The sequence below is a fragment of the Rhizobium sp. 3T7 genome, from assembly GCF_020166565.1.
Taxonomy (GTDB): domain Bacteria; phylum Pseudomonadota; class Alphaproteobacteria; order Rhizobiales; family Rhizobiaceae; genus Rhizobium.
Genome location: NZ_JAIQXS010000006.1, coordinates 1 through 24,610 on the forward strand (window position 1 = coordinate 1; position 24,610 = coordinate 24,610).

At 61.3% G+C, this 24,610-nt stretch carries 18 protein-coding genes; 7 read left to right on the forward strand and 11 right to left on the reverse strand.

Translation table 11 applies throughout. From position 1 onward, the window contains the following. Nucleotides 1-180 precede the first annotated feature (180 nt). From K9B32_RS10725 to K9B32_RS10735, 3 genes are all read right to left on the reverse strand, one after another. Nucleotides 181-978, reverse strand: coding sequence for an FAD binding domain-containing protein (locus tag K9B32_RS10725; RefSeq protein ID WP_224561869.1), 798 nt, complete (start codon nucleotides 976-978; stop codon nucleotides 181-183). Between the two features lie 12 nt (nucleotides 979-990). After that, entirely contained in the window at nucleotides 991-3,336 is a 2,346-nt protein-coding gene (locus K9B32_RS10730; RefSeq protein WP_224561870.1) for a xanthine dehydrogenase family protein molybdopterin-binding subunit, read from the reverse strand. Nucleotides 3,337-3,418: 82 nt separating this feature from the next. Continuing rightward, entirely contained in the window at nucleotides 3,419-3,910 is a 492-nt protein-coding gene (locus tag K9B32_RS10735; protein WP_224561871.1) for a (2Fe-2S)-binding protein, read from the reverse strand. 270 nt (nucleotides 3,911-4,180) lie between these two features. Here K9B32_RS10735 and K9B32_RS10740 point away from each other — a divergent pair, with 270 nt between their 5' ends. The 3 genes from K9B32_RS10740 (at nucleotide 4,181) to K9B32_RS10750 (ending at nucleotide 12,725) form a co-directional block, all read left to right on the forward strand. Further along, nucleotides 4,181-4,444, forward strand: coding sequence for a YMGG-like glycine zipper-containing protein (locus K9B32_RS10740; RefSeq protein ID WP_224562247.1), 264 nt, complete (start codon nucleotides 4,181-4,183; stop codon nucleotides 4,442-4,444). 172 nt (nucleotides 4,445-4,616) lie between these two features. After that, nucleotides 4,617-6,548 carry an autotransporter assembly complex protein TamA gene (locus K9B32_RS10745; RefSeq protein ID WP_224561872.1) on the forward strand — a complete coding sequence of 644 codons (1,932 nt, stop codon included), beginning with the start codon at nucleotides 4,617-4,619 and terminating at the stop codon, nucleotides 6,546-6,548. 66 nt (nucleotides 6,549-6,614) lie between these two features. After that, nucleotides 6,615-12,725: a translocation/assembly module TamB domain-containing protein gene (locus tag K9B32_RS10750; RefSeq protein ID WP_224562249.1), complete on the forward strand. Its 6,111-nt coding sequence runs from the start codon at nucleotides 6,615-6,617 to the stop codon at nucleotides 12,723-12,725. Here the strand turns inward: K9B32_RS10750 and K9B32_RS10755 are convergent. After that, complete coding sequence (locus tag K9B32_RS10755) at nucleotides 12,722-13,150, reverse strand: Lrp/AsnC family transcriptional regulator (protein WP_007796901.1); 429 nt, start codon at nucleotides 13,148-13,150, stop codon at nucleotides 12,722-12,724. The two genes, K9B32_RS10750 and K9B32_RS10755, sit on opposite strands and share 4 nt — an antisense overlap. A 129-nt stretch (nucleotides 13,151-13,279) precedes the next feature. Here K9B32_RS10755 and rocF point away from each other — a divergent pair, with 129 nt between their 5' ends. The 4 genes from rocF (at nucleotide 13,280) to K9B32_RS10775 (ending at nucleotide 16,926) form a co-directional block, all read left to right on the forward strand. Further along, a complete protein-coding gene (rocF, locus tag K9B32_RS10760) occupies nucleotides 13,280-14,215 on the forward strand; it encodes an arginase (RefSeq protein WP_224561873.1) in 936 nt (311 codons plus the stop codon). 11 nt (nucleotides 14,216-14,226) lie between these two features. Further along, complete coding sequence (rocD, locus tag K9B32_RS10765) at nucleotides 14,227-15,426, forward strand: ornithine--oxo-acid transaminase (protein ID WP_224561874.1); 1,200 nt, start codon at nucleotides 14,227-14,229, stop codon at nucleotides 15,424-15,426. Between the two features lie 89 nt (nucleotides 15,427-15,515). Then, nucleotides 15,516-16,274: a glycerophosphodiester phosphodiesterase gene (locus tag K9B32_RS10770; RefSeq protein WP_224562252.1), complete on the forward strand. Its 759-nt coding sequence runs from the start codon at nucleotides 15,516-15,518 to the stop codon at nucleotides 16,272-16,274. Nucleotides 16,275-16,449: 175 nt separating this feature from the next. Continuing rightward, the gene (locus K9B32_RS10775; RefSeq protein WP_007796914.1) at nucleotides 16,450-16,926 is read left to right on the forward strand and encodes a chemotaxis protein CheW; all 477 of its coding nucleotides are present in this window, start codon (nucleotides 16,450-16,452) and stop codon (nucleotides 16,924-16,926) included. A 153-nt stretch (nucleotides 16,927-17,079) separates the two neighbouring features. Here K9B32_RS10775 and K9B32_RS10780 read toward each other — a convergent pair whose 3' ends face one another. The 7 genes from K9B32_RS10780 to K9B32_RS10810 form a co-directional block, all read right to left on the reverse strand. Then, a complete protein-coding gene (locus tag K9B32_RS10780) occupies nucleotides 17,080-17,325 on the reverse strand; it encodes a formate dehydrogenase subunit delta (RefSeq protein WP_224561875.1) in 246 nt (81 codons plus the stop codon). Beyond that, a complete protein-coding gene (gene fdhD / locus K9B32_RS10785) occupies nucleotides 17,315-18,142 on the reverse strand; it encodes a formate dehydrogenase accessory sulfurtransferase FdhD (protein WP_224562254.1) in 828 nt (275 codons plus the stop codon). Before fdhD ends, K9B32_RS10780 begins: the two co-directional genes overlap by 11 nt. Further along, nucleotides 18,142-21,021 carry a formate dehydrogenase subunit alpha gene (gene fdhF / locus K9B32_RS10790; protein WP_224561876.1) on the reverse strand — a complete coding sequence of 960 codons (2,880 nt, stop codon included), beginning with the start codon at nucleotides 21,019-21,021 and terminating at the stop codon, nucleotides 18,142-18,144. Before fdhF ends, fdhD begins: the two co-directional genes overlap by 1 nt. A gap of 4 nt (nucleotides 21,022-21,025) precedes the next feature. Further along, entirely contained in the window at nucleotides 21,026-22,582 is a 1,557-nt protein-coding gene (locus K9B32_RS10795; protein WP_224561877.1) for a formate dehydrogenase beta subunit, read from the reverse strand. After that, nucleotides 22,579-23,058: a formate dehydrogenase subunit gamma gene (locus tag K9B32_RS10800; protein WP_224561878.1), complete on the reverse strand. Its 480-nt coding sequence runs from the start codon at nucleotides 23,056-23,058 to the stop codon at nucleotides 22,579-22,581. The genes K9B32_RS10795 and K9B32_RS10800 overlap by 4 nt, the downstream gene beginning before the upstream one ends. Before the next feature lie 169 nt (nucleotides 23,059-23,227). Further along, nucleotides 23,228-24,121 carry a LysR family transcriptional regulator gene (locus tag K9B32_RS10805; RefSeq protein ID WP_224561879.1) on the reverse strand — a complete coding sequence of 298 codons (894 nt, stop codon included), beginning with the start codon at nucleotides 24,119-24,121 and terminating at the stop codon, nucleotides 23,228-23,230. A 70-nt stretch (nucleotides 24,122-24,191) separates the two neighbouring features. Beyond that, nucleotides 24,192-24,533, reverse strand: a complete 342-nt coding sequence (locus K9B32_RS10810) for an ArsR/SmtB family transcription factor (RefSeq protein WP_224561880.1) — start codon at nucleotides 24,531-24,533, stop codon at nucleotides 24,192-24,194. Nucleotides 24,534-24,610 lie beyond the last annotated feature (77 nt).

The window sequence follows — 24,610 nt, forward strand, 5'->3', positions numbered from 1 at the left end:
AGTATCGTGCGAGCGTTTTTTGCCAACGGACGCGCGCACGTCAACCCCCTCCCCTCCGCTTTACCATCAACTGCGGCAAAAGGCCCATAGTCTCGAATTATTTTAATTCGAAAAAGCTGGTTTTGACCAGACGCAGCGAAGAATCGCGAGGCAGCAATGCCTCGCGATTAGACTGGTTCGTCAGCCTGCCTCGGCGACAGCGCGTTTGGCCATCACTTTGATCAGGTTGGCGCGGTATTCCGCGCTGGCATGCAGATCCGACATCAGCCCGGCAGGATTGACATCGACGCCTGCCACAGAGCCCGGAGACCAGTTGGCGTTGAGTGCGGCTTCCATGGCGGTCTCGCGAAAGACGCCGTTCGATCCGGCCCCCGTGACGGCAACCCGCGCGCCGCCGGCCCCTTTGGCAACGAAGACCCCCGTCATCGCGTAGCGCGACGCCGGATTTGGAAACTTCGCGTAGCCGGCCTTGTCGGGTGCCTCGAAGCTTATCGCCGTCACCAGTTCGCCATCCTCCAATGCCGTCTCGAACAGACCGGTGAAGAAGTCATCGGCGGGGATCTCACGCTTGTTGGTGATGATGTGGGCATTCAACGCCAACATGGCGGAGGGGTAGTCGGCCGCAGGGTCGTTGTTGGCGATCGAACCGCCGATTGTGCCCATGTGGCGGACATGCGGATCGCCGATCGTACCGGCAAGGTCGCAGATCGCGGGACAGATCGCACGCAGAGCCGCCGACGCGGCGACTTCTGCATGCGGCGTCGCCGCCCCGATGGTCACCTTGCGACTATCGACTTTGATGCCCTGCATCGCCGGAATATGCCTGAGATCGACGAGGTCGCTAGGCGCGGCGAGGCGTTGCTTCATCGTCGGGATCAGTGTCATGCCGCCGGAAACATACTTGCCTTCCGACGTTCCCGAAATCATCCTGACGGCTTCATCGACCGAGGACGCGCGGTGATAGTTGGTCTGATACATCGTCGTTCCTCCTCAATGAACCGCACGCGCCGCCATCCACACCTTCTGCGGTGTGGCCGGCATCGTCAGCATGTTGTTGCCGATGGCATCGGTAATGGCATTGATGAGTGCTGGGGGAGACCCGATCGCGCCGGCCTCGCCGCACCCCTTGATGCCGAGCGGGTTGCTCGGGGACGGCGTCACCTGATGCGAGACCTTGAACGACGGCAAGTCGTCGGCGCGCGGCATTGCGTAATCCATGAAACTTGCCGTCAACAGCTGGCCGTTCTCGTCATAATGCACGGCCTCGAGCAGGGCCTGACCGATGCCCTGTGCGATACCGCCATGCACCTGCCCCTCGACGATCATCGGGTTGATGATGTTGCCGAAATCGTCCGCTGCGACGAACTGGATGATCTCCGTCTTGCCCGTTTCCGGATCGACTTCGACTTCACAAATGTAGCAGCCGGCCGGGAAGGTGAAATTGGACGGGTCGTAGAAGGCGGTCTCCTTCAGCCCCGGCTCCATGCCGCCCGGCAGATTGTGCGCGGTATAGGCAGCAAGCGCCACCTGGAACCACGGGAGGCTCTTGTCGGTACCGGCAACTTTGACCTCGCCGTTTTCGATGACGATATCGCCCTCGTCGGCCTCCATCAGATGGGCGGCAATCTTCTTGGCCTTGGCTTCGACCTTATCGAGCGCCTTGACCACGGCAGACATACCGACGGCGCCTGAACGTGAGCCGTAGGTGCCCATGCCCATCTGCACCTTGTCGGTGTCGCCATGCACGATCGACACGCTCTCCAGGGGAACGCCGAGACGATCCGACACGAGCTGCGCGAAGGTCGTCTCATGCCCCTGGCCGTGGCTGTGGGACCCGGTGAGCACTTCGATCGTGCCGACCGCATTGACCCGCACCTCGGCCGATTCCCACAGGCCGACACCGGCACCAAGTGAGCCGACCGCCTGGGAGGGGGCAATTCCGCACGCCTCGATGTAACAGCTCATGCCGAGACCGCGTTTCATCCCACGGCTCGCCGCTTCGCTCTTGCGCGCCTGGAAGCCGTTCCAGTCGGCGGCCTGCATCGCAGCATTGAGGGATGCTTCGTAATCACCGGCGTCATAATTCATGATGACAGGCGTCTGATGCGGGAAGGAGCGGATGAAGTTCTTCCGCCGCAGCTCGGCCGGTGAGATGCCGAGCTCGCGTGCGGCCGTTTCCATCGTCCGCTCGAGCAGGAAGGTCGCCTCCGGCCGGCCGGCACCGCGATAGGCGTCAACCGGTGCGGTGTTGGTATAGACCGTACGCACATTGGCATGGATCGCCGGAATATCGTACTGGCCGGACAGCAGGGTCGCGTAGAGATAGGTCGGAACCGCCGACGAAAAGAGCGACATATAGGCGCCGAGATTGCAGATGGTGTCGACCTTCAGCCCGATGATGCGGTTGTCGCTGTCAAAGGCCATTTTCACCTTCGACACGTGATCGCGGCCATGTGCGTCCGTCAGGAAGGCCTCCGTGCGATCGGAATTCCACTTCACCGGCACGCCCGTTTTCTTGGAAGCCCAGAGACAGACGATCTCTTCTGGATAGATGTAGATCTTCGATCCAAATCCGCCGCCGACATCGGGGGCGATCACCCGCAGCTTGTTCTCAGGCGCGACATTGTAGAACGCGCTCATCACGAGGCGCGCGACATGCGGGTTCTGGCTGGTGGTGTAGCAGGTATAGTGATCTTCGGCGGCGTCGTAGATCCCGAGCGCAGCGCGGGGCTCCATCGCATTGGGCGACAGGCGGTTGTTGTGAATCTCGATCTCGGTGACGTGTGCCGCTTCGGAAATAGCCTTGTCGGTTGCGGCGCCATCGCCAAGTTCCCAATCGAAGATCAGATTGTTCTGAGCTTCCGGGTGAAGCTGCGGCGCCCCCAATTTCAGCGCCTCGACCGCCTCGACGACAACGGGCAATTCCTCATAGTCGACGACGACGGCTTCTGCGGCATCCCGTGCCTCCGCAAGGGAATCGGCGACAACCACGGCAACGGCATCGCCGACATAGCGGACGGTCTCCACTGCCAGCGGGCGCCAGGCCCCCATCTTCATCGGCGAACCATCCTTTGAATGGATCATCCAGCCGCAAATGAGGTTGCCAATCCCGTCGGCGAGCAACTGCTTGCCGTCGAGCACGTCGATAACGCCGGGCATGGCCTTGGCGGAGGCTGTATCGATCCCGTTGATTTTGGCGTGTGCATGCGGACTGCGGATGAAACAGGCGAATTTCATGCCCGGCACGACCATGTCGTCCGTATAACGGCCCTTGCCGGTCAGGAACCGCTTGTCTTCCTTTCGTGCGACGCGTGCACCAATTCCTTCAACACCCATGATGTCCTCCCAATGGGGTTTCGGGCCTGGCATTCCGCCAAAGAGAATCGTGTTCGGCAGTCAGCCAGACAATTCCTGAGAGCTATTCGGCCGCCTGCTTGGCAGCGCCATGCATCTGCTCGTTGGCAGACAGGACGGCTTTGACGATGTTGTGGTAGCCGGTGCATCGACAGATATTGCCGTCGAGCTCGTGGCGAACCGTCTCCTCGTCCAGGTGACCGCCGTGACGCGAGATCATGTCGACGGCCGTCATCACCATACCAGGCGTGCAGAAGCCGCATTGCAGGGCGTGATGCTCCTTGAAGGCGGCCTGGACAGGATGCAATTCGCCGTTGCTGGCAAGCCCCTCGATGGTGGTGATCGTCGACCCCGACGCCTGGACGGCAAGGATCGAGCAACTCTTCACCGACTTGCCATCCATGTGAACGACACAAGCACCGCATTGGTTGGTATCACAGCCGACGTGCGTTCCCGTCAGACCGAGTTTTTCGCGAATAAAATGGACAAGAAGCGTGCGCTCTTCACAGTCGCCACTCACTGCCCGGCCGTTCACCGTCAGTTTCACTTTCGCCATGATTTCCTCCTCGCGCCTCCTCCAGGCACGAAGGGTATCATTTGACTTTTTCGCTTTGGGATCAACCACTACTTTAGGGAGGCTAATTAAATTCGGCGCGTTCGGTTGCGCCGAATTTAGGCGGAAGTTGCAACGCCAATTGTGCGAAAAACCAAACGTCGAAAGGACGGTTGCTCTTTTTGCGCCACAGTTTGACGATTAGCATGACAAAAACAAGAATCAGGGACGGCCACCGCTCTTTGAGGGCGACCAACCTAGGAGAAGAATTTGATTAAGAAGATTGCCATATTCGCTTTGATTGGACTTTCGATCGCAAGTTGCACGCCGACACAGCAGGGCGCCGGCATCGGTGCAGCATCCGGCGCGATCATCGGGGGTGCGGTGACGGGAAATGTTCGCGGAGCCGCCGTCGGTGCGGCTATTGGCGGCGTTTCGGGCGCCCTTATCGGTCGTGTCGCTGAGCAGCCGGGACAGTGCTACTATCGCGACGAGTACGGTCGCCGCTACATCGACGATTGCCGCGGCGGCTATTGAGCCGACGCAAAATCATCCCGAAATCCCGGGTTCGCAGCCCGGGATTTCTCATTTTTTCCACCATTTCAGTGCTTAAGCGATTTAAAACGGTACACGCCGAGGAAATTTGCCGCTAAGGTTGCCGCCGGCCGGGGGGCGCGAAGCTTAATTCCAGTGTAACCAAAAGCGGCGGATGCAAACTAGAGGGACGGCACCGAAACCGGGTATAGCGTATCGGCGCGCAGGCACCATGTTGGTCGTCGCGGCTGCGTTCGCGTTTTCGCCAGCGCTCATCTCGGAGGCTTTCGCCTTCAAGCTTTTCGGCATCACTTTGTGGGGCAAGGACGACGAATCGGCCAGCGACCAGATACCGGATCCGGTTCGTTACGACGTGACGCTGACGACCGACAGCAACGATGCCGATCTCAAGGAAGCACTGGAAAACAGTTCCCGTCTCGTCGGCGACAAGGACCGGCCTGTCTCCGGCGACCTGGGCGTCGTTGTCAAGGCCAGGGACGACCGCGAGCGGCTGATCGCCGCTCTCTTCGAGAAGGCCCGCTACGGCGGCGTGGTGACGATCAGGGTCGATGGCCGCGATATCGACGCCCTCCCGCCCAATCCGACCTTCAATCGCTCACGCCCCGTCCCTGTGACGATCAATGTCGCCGCAGGCCCTGTCTTCAAGGTCCATGAAGTGCAATTCGGCGGGGACGCCGCACGCCGCGATCCGGCAGATTACGATCTTGCTCCAGGTGAAACGGCCGGTTCGCTGACTATTATCAAGGCTGGCGACAAGATCGTCGAACAGCTGAAAAGCGAAGGCCGTCCGCTGGCCAAGTTGACGACCCGCAAAGTCATAGCCGACCACAGAACGAACACAGTCAGCATTGTGCTCGCCGCCGAAGGCGGTCCGGTCGCGCCGATCGGCGACGTCGGCGTCAGCGGCGAAAAAACCGTTCGACCGGGCTTCATCCAGCGCTATTCAAGGCTGAACAGGGGTGAACAGTATTCGCCGGAGACCTTGAGGAAGGCGGGAGACCGGCTACGCGCATTGGGCGTCTTCTCCAGCGTCACCATCCACGAGGCAGACGCACTGGCGCCGGACGGAACATTGCCGATGACGATCGAAGTGTCGGAAGGCAAGCAGCGCTACCTCGGCGTCGGCGCCCAGTATTCGACAACGGACGGCTTCGGCGTCAACGGTTATTGGGGTCATCGCAATCTCTTCGGAGAAGCCGAAGCGCTGCGCATCGAAGGGTCAGTGGGCCGATTGGGCGAAACGACCAATATCGGCGATCTCGACTATTCCGCCGGTGTCGCCTTCACCAAACCTGGCGCTTTCTCTCCGGCCGCGACTTTGCGGGCGAGCATCCTGGCCAAGACTCAGAACCCCGACGCCTACACCGCAAAGCTCGTCACCGCCTCTCTCGGGCTCTCTTACGAGCTATCCGATCTGGATACGATCACAGGCTCCGGTGAGGTAAGTTGGGAACGCGATGACGATGCCTTCGGCAAGAACAGCTACCTGACCTTCTCGTTGCCGTTTCAGTATGACCGCGATGCGCGGGACAACAAGTTCGATCCGACCGAAGGCTATCGGGCGATGCTGAAAGCGACGCCGAGCTACGAGGCCTACAATGGAACCTTCTTCTCCGGTTTCGAGGGCTCGATTACCGGATATCAGGGCCTGGGAGCGGAAGACCGCATCGTTCTCGCCGGAAAGCTTTCCGCAGGCTTTCTTCTGGGGGCAGACGATCTCCAGAATATTCCTGCCACACGTCGATTCTTTGCCGGCGGCGGTGGTTCGGTTCGCGGCTACGGCTACCAGGAAATCTCGCCGCGTAACGCCGACAATGAGGAGACTGGTGGCGCCTCTTATGTCACTGCCTCGTTCGAAACCCGAGTGAAGATCACGGATACGATCGGCATCGTGCCATTCATCGACGTCGGGACGGTTTCAGCCGACATAGCGCCCGATTTTTCCGACATTCGGGCCGGTGCGGGCATCGGCATCCGCTATGCAACGCCGTTTGGTCCGCTGCGGCTTGATTTTGCGGTACCGCTCAACAAGTACGAGGATGGCACAGATTACGGCATCTATGCCGGCATCGGTCAGTCATTCTAACACACTCGCGGCTCACTGCGCTCGTGCGCCTTGAGCCGCCATAGAAACGGAGTAATGTCCGCGACCATGCAGACACTGGCGAAAATCTTGAATTGGATCGTGCGGCTGCTCGGCTATTGCGCTGGGGCCGCCCTGGTCCTGCTTGCCATCGCCATCGGTGTCTTCGGCTTCACATCCTTCGGTGCACGCATCGTCACCGACAGGGTCGCCTCGAGCCTCTCCAACCGGGATATGACCATCAAGGTTCAGGACCCAGAGGGGCTGCTGACCGGCGGGCTGCGTGCCAGCCAGATCGTGCTGTCCGACACAAAGGGCGTCTTCGCTCAGATCGACGGCCTTGCCATAAACTGGAATCCCCTGGCGCTCCTCACCGGCAGGTTCCACGCCAGAAGCGTCGAGGCCGCGGCAATCCACGTGCTGCGGCAGCCCGTCCGCACGCTCCCCTCGCATCCGGCTGCGGCAGGCGAAGCCGACAGTGGTTCTTCGCTGCCGATCAAGATCGACATCGACAAGATCGCCTTGCCGGAGATCAACCTCGCCCAGCCGCTGATCGGGCGGGCCTTTTCGCTTGCAGCGGACGGCAGCGTGCGCGCCGACAACGAAGGCGGGAATGCGTCGATCAACGTCCACCGTCACGATGCTCCGGATGCAAAGCTGATCGCCGATGTTGCTTTCATGCCGGATCGCAATCAGTTGCGGCTGAAGGCGAAGCTGACGGAACCGAAGGGTGGGCTGCTCGCGGGCCTGCTGGCACTGCCCGGCAACCCAGCCGTCGAAATCGGCCTGACGGGAGACGGACCGATTTCGGATTGGCGCGGCCAACTCCAGGCCGCTCTCGACGGACAGCAACGCGCCTCGATCGAAGCACGCCACACGCTGACACCGGAGAGCCTCCATCACCTTGACCTCAGGGGCGGCGGCGACCTCAGCTCCCTGCTGCCGGCGGCCTTCCGCCCCCTCTTTGCGGGCCAGACGAACATCGATGTCGCCGCCAACTTCGACAACAGAGGCAAGATCGATATCCAGACCGGCAATTTGGCAACCGGCGCCGTAGTGATCGCTGCATCGGGCACCCTGGATCCGAAGGGCAAGAACAGCCTGAACGCCAATCTGTTGGGAACGTCAGGCCCGGTCGATTTCCGCTGGCCGTTGGCCGAAGGCGAAGCCCGCTTCCTGATCTCCGGCGTCAATCTTTCGTTGACGGGCGATGCCAAGGCCTCCCGCCTCAATGCGAGCGCTTCGCTCGATTCCGCCGTGCTGCCACAGGGGACGATGGGCAACGTGAAGCTGACGGCAAAGAGCGACAACTTCAATCTCGCAGGCCGCTCGGGAAGCGTTCAGATTACACTCGCTGCAGGTGACACGTCGTTCGTCAATCCCGACATCAACCGGGCAATTCAAGGCCCCGTCACGGTAACGCTACCGCTGCAAATCTCGGCCGATGCGCTTGGCTTCAACGGCGCGACGATCGAAAGCGCAGCTACGAACGCAAACCTCAACGGTTCCTACAAATTGAGCGCCGGCTCGCTGACCGGCAACGTCAAGCTGACTGTCCAACCTGCGGCGCTGCCGCCTGCGGTCGCAACGCGTTTCAATTCACCGATTGTGATCGAGGGCCAGATTGCAGGAACGGTTCCCTCGAAGTTCAATGTCTCGAACCTCTCCATCAAGTCGAACGCTCTTGAGGCTACAGGCGGCGTGGTGCTCGACGAGGACACGCTCGATGCCAATCTCTCCGGTCGCGTTCCAAATGTTCAGGCGCTACTTGAAGGCGCGACAGGCGAGCTGACCTACCAGCTGAGCGCAAAAGGCAATGTCTCCGCTCTCGCCGTGGCAGCTGATATCAAGGGCCCATCACTCGTGATGGCGGGCCGGCAAGTCAAACAGCTCGACATTAACGTTTCCGGAACGGCGGACCCGAAGGCGCCACAGGCGGAGATTACCGTCAAGGGCACGATCGACGAGCAGCTAATCAATGCCGGCACCGCCGTTCAAGTGGTGGACGGGAAAGTGCGGCTTCCTTCGATCGCCGCCGACGTCGGCAATAACCGCCTGACAGGCCACGTCGAACTATCTTCTGCTTTCCAGCCGACCGGACAGGCGACGTTCGACTTTCCGGACCTCGGCCTTCTCGCTGCGCTTGCCGGTCAGAAAGCGGAAGGTGACCTGAAGGGCTCCGTCGATATTGCCAACGACAACGGCAAGATTGCCCTCAAGATTGTCGCTTCCGGCAACGGCTTGAACCGCGACACATTTGCCGTCGTCAAACCCGACATCAACGTTTCTGTCAGTGACCTTAAGGCCTTTGCCGCCAACGGCACGATCAAGGCAGAAGAGCTTGCCTTCGGTGCTAACAAAGCCGAAAAACTGGCGCTGAATTTCGCCCAGCAACAGAACCGGACAAACTTCGATCTCGGCGCCACCTACGATGCCAATCCCTTGGTCGCATCTGGCAATGTTGAGCTGAACGCCGGCACAACGCTGCTTCGCCTCGACCGTTTCTCGGTGAAGCCGCGCAACATTCCAGTGGAGCTCGCATCACCGTCGGAGGTGTCAATCAGTGGCGGTACCGTAACGCTGAGCGCGATGGAGTTGACGACCGGCGACGGCTCGGTTCACGTGACCGGCACCGTCGGCGAAACCCTCGATATCAAGGCTGACATACGGGATCTGCCCGCAAGCCTTGCCAATAGTTTTGTCCCGAAGCTCGATGCCGCAGGCACGATCTCGGGCAAGGTTGCCGTGACTGGCACGCCGGCGGCGCCGATTGCCAACTTTGATCTGGATTGGAAGGATGCCGCCACCAGCCAGACAAAAGGCGCCGGCCTGTCGCCGCTGGCGATCGGTGCAAACGGGACCTTTGCCAACAACACGCTCGATTTTCAAACGAACCTCACTGGCAAGGGCGGCGTATCGCTGAAGGCCGGCGGCAGTGTCGTGACCGGCGGCCCGAATGCGCAGTCGCTGAAAGTCGATGCCGATATCGTCAACATCCCGGCCGGATTGGCGAATGCATTTGTTCCTGATCTTGCCGCGGAAGGCTCGATCTCCGGCAACGTAAGGGCAGCCGGAAAGCTGCCTGCCCCTGCGCTCGACTTCAAACTGAATTGGAAGAACGCCGCAACGAGCCAGACCAGAAGTGCCAAGCTCTCGTCGCTTGGGCTGACGGCGAGCGGCAACCTCAAGGACAATATTCTCAACTTCGACGCTGACGCACGCGGTAGCGGCGGTATGTCGCTGGAGGCGACGGGCAATTTCGTCGTTGCTGGCGCCGACGCTCAGACGCTGAAACTCGACGGCCAGCTTGCCAATATTCCGGCGGCACTCGCCAACAGCTTTGTCCCGAATCTTGCTGCGGAAGGCATGATATCGGGAACGATATCGGCCTCGGGCAAGTTGCCGACGCCGACAGCAACCTTCGATCTCGCTTGGAAGGATGCAGCAACCAGCCATACCCAAGCAGCCCGCCTAGCCGGCATCAGGTTGACGGCAAAGGGAAACTTCGCAGATGAAAAGTTGACCGTCCAGAGCGACCTTACGGCGAACGGCGGTGTGGCGTTGAACGCGTCCGGCAACGTCTCGCTGGCGGGAACGAAAATCGAGGACCTCACAGCCGATGTCACGATACTGAACGTTCCCGCGAGCCTGGCAAACGCCTTCGTTCCCAACCTTGGCGCCAGTGGCACGATCTCCGGTAGGGCATCCGCTTCCGGAACGCTCCAGCAGCCGACGGCAAGCTTCGACCTCACCTGGAAGGACCTCGCAACCACCCAGACGAAGGCGGCACGCCTCTCTGCCCTCGCACTCGGCGCCAAGGGCACATTCGCGAAAGACACACTCAATTTCGAGACGAATCTCGACGGCGATGGCGGCTCTGCCCTGAAGGCGAAGGGCAAGCTTACGGTTGAGGGAACGGTCGTGAAGGGTCTGCAGGCAGATGCGACGCTCAGCAACCTTCCCGCCGCGCTGGTCAACAATTTCATGCCTGATCTCGGTGCCGAAGGGACGATCTCGGGCACGGCGACAGCCTCTGGCTCGCTCCCGATTCCTGCCGTCGATTTCAAGCTCGACTGGAACAACGCTGGAACCCGTCAGACGAAGGCTGCCGGCCTTTCCGGTCTTCGGCTGAGCGCTGCCGGCAACCTTGCCGACAACAAGATTTCCTTTGACGCGACGCTGAACAGCAGTCGCAGTACCCTGCTGAAAGCGAAGGGCACGGCGAACCTGCAAGGCGCCAGCGTCCAGGGCCTCTCGGTCGACGCCGACATTGTGGATCTACCTGCAAGCCTCGCCAATGGCTTCGTCCCGAACCTCGGCGCGGGAGGAACGATATCAGGCACCGCGAAGACCTCAGGGACGCCGAACAGCCCGATCATCGATTTCAAGCTGGACTGGAAAGACGCCGCAACGACGCAGACGAGGGCATCCGGTATCCGGCCGCTTTCGGCGAACGCGAACGGAAGGCTAGTGGATGGCAGGCTCGATTTCACGACGAATTTGAGCGGCAACGGCGTGTCGATGAAGGCCGGGGGCAACTTCGTCATCGCTGGGCAGAATGCCCAATCGCTGGCCGTAGATGCCGATATCTCCAACCTGCCTGCTGGCCTTGCTAACGCATTCGTGCCCGGGCTGGCCGCCGAGGGCAACATTTCGGGCTCGGTCAAGGTATCGGGCAAGCTGCCTTTGCCGGCTGTAGACTTCAACCTCGACTGGAGGGGTGCTGCCACCAGCCAAACCAGAAGCGCCGGACTATCGCCGTTGAGCATCACTGCAAACGGAAGGCTGAAAGACGACCGGCTGACGATCGATACCAATCTGGCCGGCGACAGCGGATTCTCCCTGCGGGGCGGCGGCAGCGTTACGATTACGGGCAATCGCGCGCTCGATATGCGCTTTTCCGGCAATCTGCCATTCGCCGTGCTCGGTGCGCAGCTTGCCGCCCAGGGCTTCGTTGCCGAGGGCACCGCCAGTCTCAATCTGCAGATCAGTGGAACCGCCACCGCGCCGTCCATCAACGGCACGGTGACGACCAGTGGTGCACGGATCGTCGATGTCCGCCGCAACTTGGCGATCAACAGCCTGACCGCGGATATCCGCTTTAACGGCAACGAGGCGGTGATTTCGCGGCTCACCGGTCAGCTCGCCAGCGGCGGCAGCGTCTCGGTATCCGGCAGCATTGGGATACAGCCGGCCTCCAACTTCCCCGCCAACATCGACGTTAAACTCGACAGGGCGGTCTATGTCGATGGAACGCTGGTGGTGGCGACTGTTGACGGCACGCTCGGTTTGCGCGGTCCGCTGCTTGCGAACCCCACTCTGAACGGCAGGTTGCGGCTGGAGAGAGCTTCGATCACCGTCCCCGAGAGGCTTCCGACCTCGCTGCGCGAGATCGACATCAGACACGTAAACGCGCCCAAGGCGGTTCTGTCGCAGTTGCGCGACGAGACACAACAGGGCGCTCGTGCAAAATCCAACACCATCAATCTCGATCTTCAGCTGGACGCTCCCTCACAGATCTTCGTGCGTGGCCGCGGCATCGACGCCGAACTCGGCGGCAGCGTCACGATCAGGGGAACGGCGGCAGAACCGATCGTTTCGGGCGGCTTCACCATGCGGCGCGGCCGCCTGACGATTTTGAACCGACGGCTCGATTTCACCAATAGAAGCCGTATAACATTTGCCGGCGATCTGACGCCTGCGCTTGAGATGGAAGCCAGTTCGACCTCCGGCTCCACGACGCTGACAGTCGATGTAACCGGGCTGGCAACCGATCCCTCGATCACCTTCTCTTCGTCTCCAGCCCTGCCGCAGGACGAGGTTCTGGCGCAGCTGATCTTCGGGCAATCGATGTCGCGACTGTCGCCGGTTCAGATCGCCCAGCTCGCCGATGCCGTGGCCCAGTTGGCCGGCGGTCGTTCCGGATCGCTGTTCCAGGGCCTCCGCAACCAGCTTGGCGTCGACGATTTCGACATCAGCACCGATGCCAAGGGCCGCACCAACGTCAGCGTCGGCCGCTATCTCAACGACCGGACCTATTTCGAACTGCAGCAGACCACCGGCAAGGGCGGCGCGAAGGCGATTATCAATCTCGATGTCGGCCGCGGTGTGAAGCTGCGCGCCGGCGCGGGTGGCGACGGTGCCGGTGAAGCCGGTATCGTCTACGAGCACGAATACTAGAAGCTGGCCTTCCTGGTCTTCAGCAGGATGTTGGTTTCTGTCGTATTGATGCCATTGATCAGCCGGATGCGGCGCAGCGTTTCGTCGAAGGAGACGAGATCGCGGTCCTCAAGTTCGGCAATGAAATCCCATTTCCCGTTGGTGCTGTGCAACGCACGCACCTGCGGCAGACCGCGAAGCTGATCGGCGACCTTGTCCGCAAGCTTGCCCAGCACCTCGATCATGACGATCGCGCGCACGCCGGCCGCGCGGGTTTCATGGCCGGTGCGGACGGTGAATGCAGCAATGGTGCCGTTGGCAACCAGCCGGTCGATGCGCGCGGCGACCGTCGCACGGGATGCACCGGTCATTGCCGCCAGCGAAGAAACCGAAGCGCGCGCATTGTGTCGCAAAGCGCTGAGAAGTTCCTGATCAAGATCGTCCATGGCTTTCACTTTGTCGAAATGCGCTTATCAAACTGATCAATGATAGCGCGTAATTGGCATTTTTTCATCTATTTGTCGCCGTGCCGATATTTCAATATGCTTCCGAAAACGCGAGCTGGAGAAAAAAGCATGCAGCCACAGGCAAGATCGGTCACGCTCATAGGAGCACCGCTGGAAGAGGGTTCGGGACGCAGAGGTGCCGCCATGGGTCCGGCCGCGCTTCGCATTGCAGGCGTCGATCAGACGCTGGTCGATCTTGGCTATGATGTGGTCGATGCCGGCGACGTGCATGTCGTTCCGGCGCGCGATCTCCCGAACCATCCGAAGGCACACAATCTGCGTGTCGTCGGCGCATTTACCCGCGCGCTCGAAGCCGGTGTCTATGAGGCCGCGGCCGCCGGTCGATTTCCGCTGATCCTTGGCGGCGATCATAGCCTGTCGATGGGCACCGTATCTGGAATGGCGCGCTACGCGGCTCAACAGGGTCGGCCACTCTTCGTCCTCTGGCTCGACGCCCATTCCGATTTCAACACGCCCGCAACTTCGCCCTCCGGCAACATCCATGGCATGCCGGTCGCCTATTTCTGCGGCCAAGCCGAACTTGCCGAGATCCTGCCGAAGGAACGTCCGTTCGTTGATCCGCGCAACGTCTTCCAGGTCGGGATCCGGTCGGTCGACGCGCCGGAGCGGGAGCTCATCAAGGAGCATGGGGTCAATGTCTTCGACATGCGCTGGCTCGATGAACAGGGTGTCGCGGCGACGATGCGTCAGATCCTTGGTATGGTCTCCAATGCAAACGGCCTGCTGCACGTAAGCCTTGATGTCGATTTCCTCGATCCGGAGATCGCGCCTGGCGTCGGCACGACGGTGCCCGGCGGCGCGACCTTCCGTGAGGCGCATCTCATCATGGAGATGCTCTGCGACAGCGGCCTCGTTTCCTCGCTCGACCTCGTGGAGCTGAACCCCTTCCTCGACGACCGCGGCAAGAGCGCCCGGATCCTGGTGGAGCTGACGGCAAGCCTCTTTGGCCGCCGCATCTTCGACCGTCCGACCCGCGCCGCTTGAGGAGAACCGACATGAGCAATTCCAAGAACCTGATCGACACCGAACAGCGCCTCGGCGCCCACAATTACAAACCGCTCGATGTCGTCCTCACCCGCGGTGAAGGCGTCTACGTCTGGGATACGGACGGCAAACGGTATCTCGACTGCCTGTCGGCCTATTCGGCCGTGAACCAAGGACACTGCCATCCCAAGATCCTGGCAGCGATGGTCGAGCAGGCCGGCAAGCTGACGCTGACCTCCCGCGCCTTCCGCAACGACCAGCTCGCACATCTTTATGAAGAACTCGCGGCGCTGACCGGCTCGCACAAGATCCTGCCGATGAACTCCGGCGCCGAAGCGGTCGAAACCGCCATCAAGGCCGTGCGCAAGTGGGGCTACGAGGTGAAGGGCGTGCCTGAGGGCAAAGCCGAAATCATCGTCTGCGCCGACAACTTTCACGGCCGCACGCTCAGCATCATCAGCTTCTCGACGGACCCCGACGCGCGCACCGGCTTTGGCCCCTACACGCCCGGCTTCCGGACGGTTCCCTTCGGCGATGCCGACGCGTTCGCCGCCGCGATCAACGAGAACACGGTCGCAGCGCTGATCGAGCCGATCCAGGGCGAGGCGGGCGTCATCATCCCGCCGAGCGGCTACTTCAAGCGCGTGCGCGAACTCTGCACCGAAAACAAAGTGACGCTTATCCTCGACGAGATCCAGACAGGTCTTGGACGCACCGGCAAACTGCTGGCCGAAGAGCACGAGGGGATCGAAGCCGACGTGACGCTGATCGGCAAGGCACTCTCCGGTGGTTTTTATCCGGTCTCGGCAGTGCTCTCCAATTCCGAGGTGCTCGGCGTCTTGAAGCCAGGGCAGCACGGCTCGACCTTCGGCGGCAATCCGCTTGCCTGCGCCGTCGCGCGCGCGGCATTGAGGGTGCTGACGGAAGAAGGCATGATCGAGAACGCCGAAAAGATGGGCGACTATTTCCTGGAAGGACTGCGCTCCATCCGCTCCAACATCATCAGGGACGTGCGCGGCCGCGGGCTGATGATGGCGGTCGAGCTCGTGCCGGAGGCCGGCGGCGCTCGCCAGTATTGCTACACGCTCAAGGATCGCGGCCTGCTTGCCAAGGACACGCACTTGAACACGATCCGCCTCGCCCCGCCGCTCGTTATCACCAAGAGCCAGGTCGACTGGGCCGTGGAGCAGATCGAAAAGACCCTTGCCTAGCGCTAGATCGTCGCAAGAGACGACTGGTGCGGCGGCAATTTGAAACCTAGGGTGAGCCCGATCGAATGAGTCGAGCTCGCTTGCAAGATATGGCCATCGACCTATGGAAACGCACGCCGGACCGTTTCCCGCTTGCGGTAGCGCATCGCGGGGGCGCAGCGCTGGCTGCAGAAAACAGCATCTCTGCCTTCAAGGCTGCCGCGGCTGCCGGCGCCGACGCTATAGAGACCGATGTCCGGTTGACGTGGGATAGCGTCCCCGTTTGCGTTCACGATTCGGATCTCTATCGACTTTGCAATGACCCACGGGCCGTGTCGGACCTCGATCTTGCTACACTGCGCAGCCTGCTGCCAAGCGTAATGACCCTTGGGGAAGCCCTGGCGGCCTCTGACCCTTTGGGCATCCTGTTGGACATCAAACTGAGCCACGAGGAACAGATTGCGCAAATCATTGCCGACGTTGCGCAGCGCGGTGCCATGCGACGCGCGCTCATTGGACTGCGTAGTATTGCGCTGATCGGCGCCGCCCGTCGTTTGTCGAACGACATCGCGATCCTCGCCTTTCTCGAGGATCCCGCCTGCGCTGGTGCGGCACGCGCAGCCGGAGCGGACTGGTTCAGATTGTGGCAGGGGTCGGCGACAGCAGCATTGTCTGACGCCGTTCGTGAGGCGGGAATGCGTGTTGCTGTCATGGTTGGACAACCTCGTTCGATCGCACTCCCGGAATATCCGCCCTTTCCGGTGGGCCACGTCGATCAAAACGGCCTCGAGCGCATCCTCGCCATCACACCGGACGCAATTCTCCTTGACGATCCGCGAATGATGACGCAACGCACCACTTCCGCCTAGCCAAAAATCAGCTGCCTCAATTTAGATTTAGGCAACACTCTTCCATTAAGGTCCGGAGTAACCGTATCGATACTCCTCCTCAGGAAGAGCACGCGCGGTTTGAAGGCAAAGTCCATCCGCGCCAATGGTGGTGCGGTTGCTTCTGCCCTGGCTTTTGACGGTTGGGACAATACTTATGGCTACGATCAATTCCACGAACTTCAGCGGCGATACGCTGGAGATCATTGCCTTCAGACTGCACGATCAGGAATTCTGCGTTAAGACGACGACGATCCGCGAAATCCGCGGCTGGGCACCATCGACGCCGATCCCGCACGCGCCGGCCGACGTCATCGGTGTCATGAACCTCCGCGGCTCGGTAATCCCGATCATTGATCTCGCCTTCAAGCTCGGCATGAAGAGCACGGTCGCCAACGAGCGCAGCGCCATTGTCGTGGCCGAAGTCCACAATATGGTCATCGGCATGCTGGTCGATCGCGTCTCGGACATCCTGACGATCTCCTCCAGCCAGGTTCAGCCGGTCCCTGAAGTCACGGCCTCCTTCGATCGGGCCTTCTGCGAGGGCATCATCGCCTCGGAGAACGGCATGATCTGCTTCCTAAACCTCGCCAAGATGTTTAAGGAAAGCGAGACAGACGATCTCGCCGCCTGATATCAGCCCCCTGGCGATATAAAAAGCCGCCCTCAAGGCGGCTTTTTGTTGACGGATACAATCGCAGGAGAGCCGTAGCGCAGACTGGCCCGACCGATGCAGGCGGCAACGCGTCGATGTCGGCTTCCAGCGCCCGCCTTCGCCACCGTGGTCCTAGTTGGGTGCGCTCGCTACCGGTTCTGGCCGTTTGATCAAGGGTGCGGCCTGGATAACGAGTGGGTTGAGGCCATGGGTGTCACCCTCCAGGATCTCGAAGAGTTGACGCCGCATGCGCGGCTCCCAGAATTTGTTGATATGCGTCGCCACGCCCTGCGCAGCTTCACTCTCCGGCTGGCTCTTGAAGAAGATCGCGATCTGATTGGCCATATAGACAAGTTTGGACTGGGTATCATGCGACATCGGAAATGCTTCCTGGCTGGATGCGGTGCGGATGCGTGAAAATCTCGAAGTCCTCGCCACGCACCAAAGCGACGAGGGTCATGCCCGCTTCATCGGCCGTGCGAATGGCAAGGGCGGTCGGCGCCGAGATGGCGACAAGAATGGAACTGCCGAGGATGGCCGCCTTCTGCACCATCTCGACGGAAAGGCGACTGGTCACGGCAACGATGCCGTCGGCTGCGGACTGCTGTCGCGCGATTACCGCGCCGCAAAGCTTGTCGAGTGCATTGTGACGGCCGACATCCTCGCGCACCGCAAGCAGCCCCTTGCCCGGCAGGTAAAAGCCCGCGCCATGCACCGCCCGAGTCTCGCGATGCAGCGGCTGTGCGCCATTCAGCAACGAAACCGCTTCGACGATGTCTCGATAGGTCACTTTGAGTGCCACCGCAGCCACATCCGGAACCTTGCGGACGGCTTGTTCGATCGACTCGATGCCGCAGAGCCCGCAGCCGACTGGCCCGGCCATGCTGCGGCGGCGAACCGTCAGCGCAGCAGCAATCTCGTCGACCAGAGCGATCTGGACGTCGATGCCCTTCTCACTCTCGACGATGTCGATCCCCGCGATCTGCCCGCTATCGGAAATGATCCCTTCCGTGAGGCTGAAGCCGATGGCGAAATCCTCGAGATCGCCGGGCGTTCCCATCATCACGGCATGCGTGCTGCCGCCATAGGAGAACGCGATCGGCACCTCCTCGGGAACGATCCGCTCGCCCGGCATGACCACACCGCCGCTGCGGGCGATGCGCTTGGCGGCGACGCGGGTCGGGCGGTCAATCATCACTCCGCCGGCTCCAGCTTGCTCACAATCCGGCGGCTCTGGCGTGCCTGTTCGTCGTAGTCGCGCTGCCAGTCGGTCGGGCCGTTGGAGGGCGAGACCTGGACCGCCGTCACCTTGTATTCCGGGCAGTTCGTCGCCCAGTCGGAGAAGTCTGTGGTGATGACGTTCGCCTGCGTGTCCGGATGGTGGAAGGTCGTGTAGACGACGCCGGGCGCGACGCGGTCGGTGATCAGGGCACGCAGCGTCGTGTCGCCCGAGCGGCTCATCAGCTTCACCCAATCGCCATCGCGAATACCGCGCTGTTCGGCGTCGTGCGCATGGATCTCCAGGCGGTCCTCGGGATGCCAGACGACGTTATCCGTGCGGCGTGTCTGTGCGCCGACATTGTACTGGCTGAGGATGCGCCCGGTGGTCAGCAGCAGCGGGAAGCGCGGCCCGGTCCTCTCGTCGGTCGCAACATATTCGGTGCGGATGAACTTGCCCTTGCCGCGGACAAACCCGTCGACGTGCATGATCGGCGAGCCTTCTGGATGCGCCTCGTTGCAGGGCCACTGCACGGAGCCCATCTTGTCGAGATAGTCATAGGAGACGAGCGCGAAGCTCGGCGTCGTCGCCGCAATCTCGTCCATGATCTCGGAGGGATGCGCGTAGTTCCAGGCAAGGCCCATGGCCTGCGCCATCTTCTGCGTCACCTCCCAATCGGCATAGCCGTTGCGGGGGCTCATGACCTTGCGAACGCGGTTGATGCGGCGCTCGGCATTGGTGAAGGTGCCGTCCTTCTCGAGGAAGCTGGAACCGGGCAGGAAGACATGCGCGTAGTTCGCCGTCTCGTTCAGGAAGAGGTCATGAACGACGACGCATTCCATGGCGGCGAGGCCCGCGGCGACGTGCTTTGTGTCGGGATCGGACTGCAGGATATCCTCACCCTGGACGTAGAGCCCCTTGAAGGTGCCATCGACCGCAGCATCAAGCATGTTCGGGATGCGCAGACCCGGCTCATTGCTGATCTTGACACCCCAGAGCTTCTCAAAGATATCGCGTGTCGCGTCGTCGGAGATGTGGCGATAGCCAGGCAGTTCATGCGGGAACGAGCCCATGTCGCACGAACCCTGCACATTGTTCTGGCCGCGCAGCGGGTTCACGCCGACACCCGGACGGCCGATATTGCCGGTGACCATGGCGAGGTTGGCGATCGCCATGACCGTTGTCGAGCCTTGGCTATGTTCGGTGACGCCGAGACCGTAGTAGATCGCGCCATTGCCGCCGGTGGCATAGAGACGCGCCGCGCCGCGCACCAGATCGGCTGGAACGCCGGTGAACTTCTGCGATGCTTCCGGGCTATGATGTGGCTCGGCGACGAAGCTTGCCCAGTCCTCGAATTCGGACCAGTCACAACGCTCGCGGATAAAGGCTTCGTTGAACAGCCCCTCGGTCACGATCACATGCGCAAGCGACGTCAGGATCGCGACGTTCGTGCCGGGCTTCAGCGGCAGGTGATAGGATGCCTCGACATGCGGCGAGCGCACGATATCGGTGCGGCGCGGATCGATGACGATGAGCTTGGCGCCTTGCCGCAACCGCTTCTTCAAGCGCGACGCGAATACCGGATGCCCGTCGGTCGGATTGGCGCCGATAATGACGACGACATCGCTCTTGTCGACGCTGTCGAAATTCTGCGTTCCCGCCGACGTACCGAACGCCTGGCCGAGGCCATAGCCGGTCGGCGAATGGCAGACACGGGCGCAGGTATCGACATTGTTGTTGCGGAAACCGGCGCGCACCAGCTTCTGCACCAAATAGGTTTCTTCGTTCGTGCAGCGAGACGATGTGATGCCTCCGACAGAGTCGCGGCCATACTGATACTGGATGCGGCGGAACTCCGACGCGACATGCGCGAAGGCCTCGTCCCAAGTCACTTCGCGCCAGGGGTCGGTGATCTTCTCGCGGATCATCGGATTGAGAATGCGGTCCTTGTGGCTGGAATAGCCGTAGGCGAAGCGGCCCTTGACGCAGGAATGGCCGCGGTTCGCCTGCCCATCCTTCCAGGGCACCATCCGCACCAGCTCTTCGCCGCGCATCTCCGCCTTGAAGGAACAGCCGACGCCGCAATAGGCGCAGGTCGTGACGACGGAGTGTTCCGGCTGGCCGATCTCGATCACCGACTTCTCGATCAGCGTCGCCGTCGGGCAGGCCTGGACGCAGGCGCCGCACGAAACACACTCGGAGGATACAAAGTCCTCGTGCATGCCGGCCGAAACACGCGAATCGAAGCCGCGGCCTTCGATGGTCAGCGCAAAGGTGCCCTGCACTTCCTCGCAGGCGCGGACGCAGCGCGAGCAGACGATGCACTTTGCCGGATCGAAAGTGAAATAGGGGTTGGACTCGTCCTTCGGCGCCCATTTGAGATTGAGATCGCCGTTGTTGCGCGCCTTGACGTGATTGTCGCCATCATAGCCATAGCGCACGTCCCGCAGACCGACCGCACCCGCCATGTCCTGCAACTCGCAATCGCCATTGGCCGCACAGGTCAGACAGTCGAGCGGATGATCGGAGATGTAAAGCTCCATCACCCCGCGGCGGACATCCTTCAGTCGGCTGGTTTGCGTCGACACCACCATATCAGGCGCAACCGGCGTCGTGCAGGAGGCCGGCATACCGGCGCGCCCGTGCACTTCCACCAGACAAAGCCGGCAGGAGCCGAAGGCTTCCATCATATCGGTGGCGCAGAGCTTCGGAATCTCGATGCCGGCATCCATCGAGGCGCGCATGATGGACGTCCCCTCGGGCACCGTCACTTGGTTGCCGTCGATGGTGAGCGTCACCATGGTTTCGGAGGTCGAGGCCGGCGTGCCGTAGTCGGTTTCGTGGACGAGAGGCATAGTCTTACTCCGCCGCTTCGATGAGAGGTGTGGGAACGAAGTCTTCCGGGAAATGTGTCATGGCGCTCATGACGGGATAGGGCGTAAAGCCCCCGAGCGCGCAGAGCGACCCGAACTTCATGGTGTTACAGAGATCGGCGAGCAGTTCCCGGTTCTTTTCCGGCTCGATGCCACGCGCGATCTTGTCCGCCGTCTCGACGCCGCGCGTCGAGCCGATCCGGCAGGGCGTGCACTTGCCGCAGCTTTCGACGGCGCAAAACTCCATCGCGAACCGCGCCTGTTTCAGCATGTCGGCCGTATCGTCGAAGACGACGATACCGGCATGGCCGATCAATCCATCCTTGGCCGCGAAAGCTTCATAGTCGAATGGCGTGTCGAACAACGAGCGCGGGAAATATGCGCCGAGCGGACCGCCAACCTGGACCGCCTTCACCGGCCGTCCGGATGCGGTTCCGCCTGCGATGGCATCGACCAACTCGCCAAGCGAGATGCCGAAGGCCGTCTCGAAGAGACCGCCATGCTTCACATTGCCGGCGATCTGGATCGGGATGGTACCGCGCGACCTCCCCATGCCGAAATCGCGATAATAGGCCGATCCCTTGTCCATGATCACGGGCACGGATGCGAGCGAAATGACGTTGTTGATGACGGTCGGGCAGTCGAAAAGACCCTTGTGGGCCGGCAGCGGAGGCTTGGCCCGCACGATGCCGCGCTTGCCCTCGAGGCTGTTCAGAAGCGCTGTTTCCTCGCCGCAGACATAGGCGCCCGCGCCGGTGCGAACTTCCATATCGAAGGCCTTGCCGGAGCCGAGAACGGAGGTGCCGAGAATTCCGGCGCTACGGGCAATGTCGATTGCCCGGCTCATCGCCGCGATCGCATGCGGATATTCCGAGCGGGTGTAGACGAAGCCCTTGGTCGCGCCGGTCGCAAGGCCTGCGATTGCCATGCCTTCGATCAGCACGAAGGGGTCGCCTTCCATGATCATCCGGTCGGCGAAAGTGCCGCTGTCGCCTTCGTCGGCGTTGCAGACGATATATTTACGCTCGCCCGGAGCATCGAGAACCGTCTTCCACTTGATGCCTGTCGGGAAACCCGCACCGCCGCGCCCGCGCAAGCCCGAATCGGTGACCTGCTTGACGATGTCGGCGGGCAACATCGAAATCGCCCGGCGCAAGCCGGCAAGGCCGCCATGGGCTTCATAGTCATCCAGAGAAAGGGGATCGGTGATGCCGCAGCGTGCGAAGGTAAGGCGCGTCTGACGCTTGAGAAATGGCAGCTCCTCCACCTCGCCAAGACAGAGGGCGTGGTCGCCGCCGGCGATCAATCCGGCATCGAAGAGCGAAGCAACGTCCTTCGCCTTGATCGGTCCGTAGCCAATCCGCTTGCCGGCGACTTCGACTTCAATCAGCGGCTCCAGCCAGTGCATGCCCCGTGAGCCGTTGCGGACGATCTTCGCGTCGAGACCGCGAGCGGCGATCTCCTCGGAGATTGCCCTGGCAACGCGCTCGGCACCCAGTGCCAGCGCGGCAGCATCACGGGGAACATAGATTCGGACGGTCATCGACGTGCCTCCGAAATCAGCGCCTCGAGATCGGCGACATCGACCCGACCATGAACCTCCCCGCCCATCATGGCGGACGGCGAGCACGAACAGAGCCCGAGACAGAAGACAGGTTCGAGGGTGATCGCTCCGTCCGGCGTCGTGGCGTGCCAGTCGATGCCAAGCAGCGCCTTGACGTGGTCGGCCAGTGCATCACCGCCCATCGATTGGCAGGCCTCGGCGCGACAGAGTTTCAGCACATGCCGGCCAGCGGGATGATCGCGATAGTCGTGATAGAAGGTGACGACGCCGTGCACCTCTGCGCGCGAAAGATTGAGCTCCTTCGCAATGACAGGCAGCGCCTCTTGCGGCACATAGCCGAATTCATCCTGGATCTCATGGAGGATTGGCAGCAGCGGGCCTTCGAGATGCTTAAGCTGATCGATGATCGCGGTGGCACGTGTTACGATATCGCCGTTGGCGACATGAATATTCATCAGCAGCTCTCCCACGGCCTGCAAGTTACACGTCGCGACCCTGGGCAGGCGGATTTTCTTCACAACCCTGTGGCCGACAGAACCGCTCGCGTCCGTTCATTATAGAACTTTCTCAGGGATGGACGAAGCGATCAATAACGCTGTTCCGTCAAACGATAGAAAACTTCTATCAAGATTCCGGCTCTTCGGCGAGAATCCGAGCCTCGTGCAGCAAGGCGGACACCAAGGGCGTGAACGGCTCGCGATGCGTCGCAACCAGACCAACAAGATGGTGCGCACGCGGCTCGACAATCGGAATCATGCGTATTTCGGCAGGAAAGCCAAAGGATTTCGCGACATTGCGGGGCATGATGCTGGCCCAGCGTCCGGTTCGGACATGCGAGAACAACACGATCATCGAATTCGATTCGAGCGTCGGATGCGCCGTTATGCCGGCTTCGGCCAGGTGATGATTGATGATACGGCGGTTCTGCATGTCCGCCGTCAATAGACAAAGCCGAAGGTTACCCACTTCCTTCCAGGTGACGCTATCACGATCGGACAGAGGACTGCCAGCGGCCGTAATCAAATTGTAGTGCTCGGCATAGAGCGGCACGCTGGTCACGCGTCCAAGCGGCTCGTTTTCCAGGTAGGTGATGCCGGCGTCGATCTCGAGATTCTCCAGCATGCTGAGCACCTGCAGCGAGTTGCGCGAGACGATGGAAAAGGTCACATCAGGATGCCGCTCCTGAAATGGCGTCGTGATGCGCGGCAGCATGGCGAGCGCTGTCGGGATGACGGCGATCCTGATATGTCCCGACAGGCCCTTGTGGGCCGCGCGCATCTCTTCGCGCATCGTGCGGGCGTCGCCGACAATGCGGCGCGCCCATTCGAGCACGCGCTGACCCTCCGGCGTCAGGCCCTGGAAACGCGAGCCACGCTGCACGAGCATGACGCCAAGCTGGTCTTCGAGCTGGCGGATGGCAGCGGACAGCGTTGGCTGCGAGATACCGCATTCCTCCGCGGCGCGGCCGAAGTGCTTCTCATTGGCGAGCGCAATAAAGAATTCCAGCTTATCGATCATTCGGTCTCTCTGCCGAGCTGCGGCACGCCGCCGCCTTCAAATCAGAAAGAGCAGTCGGCAAGGCCGATTGTCAATTGTCCTGCGTTCCTGGAAACATCGCGAACAGAAAATGCAGCAGCGTGGTCGTGTCCGGATGAGCAACGCTGTAATAGATCATACGACCGTCACGACGGCCGGAAACGAGCCCGTGCAGTCTGAGGCGCGCCAACTGCTGCGAAACCATCGCCTGTTGAATGCCGAGGCTTTCCTCGAGCTGGCCCACCGTCTTTTCTCCCTCCGTCAGGAGGCAGAGAATAATCAGTCGCGTGTGATGGGAGAGCGCCTTGAGGAAGTCGCTCGCTTCCCGCGCCCTCGCAGAAAGCTTCTGCAGATCCCGATCGGCCATGCCCGCTTTCGGTGTATGCAAGCGCATTCTTTATCTCTGGTTGAGAGAAACAACATGTATGAAACGGAATCATAACATATTCGCAGCAGCCAGCGGTTTGGATC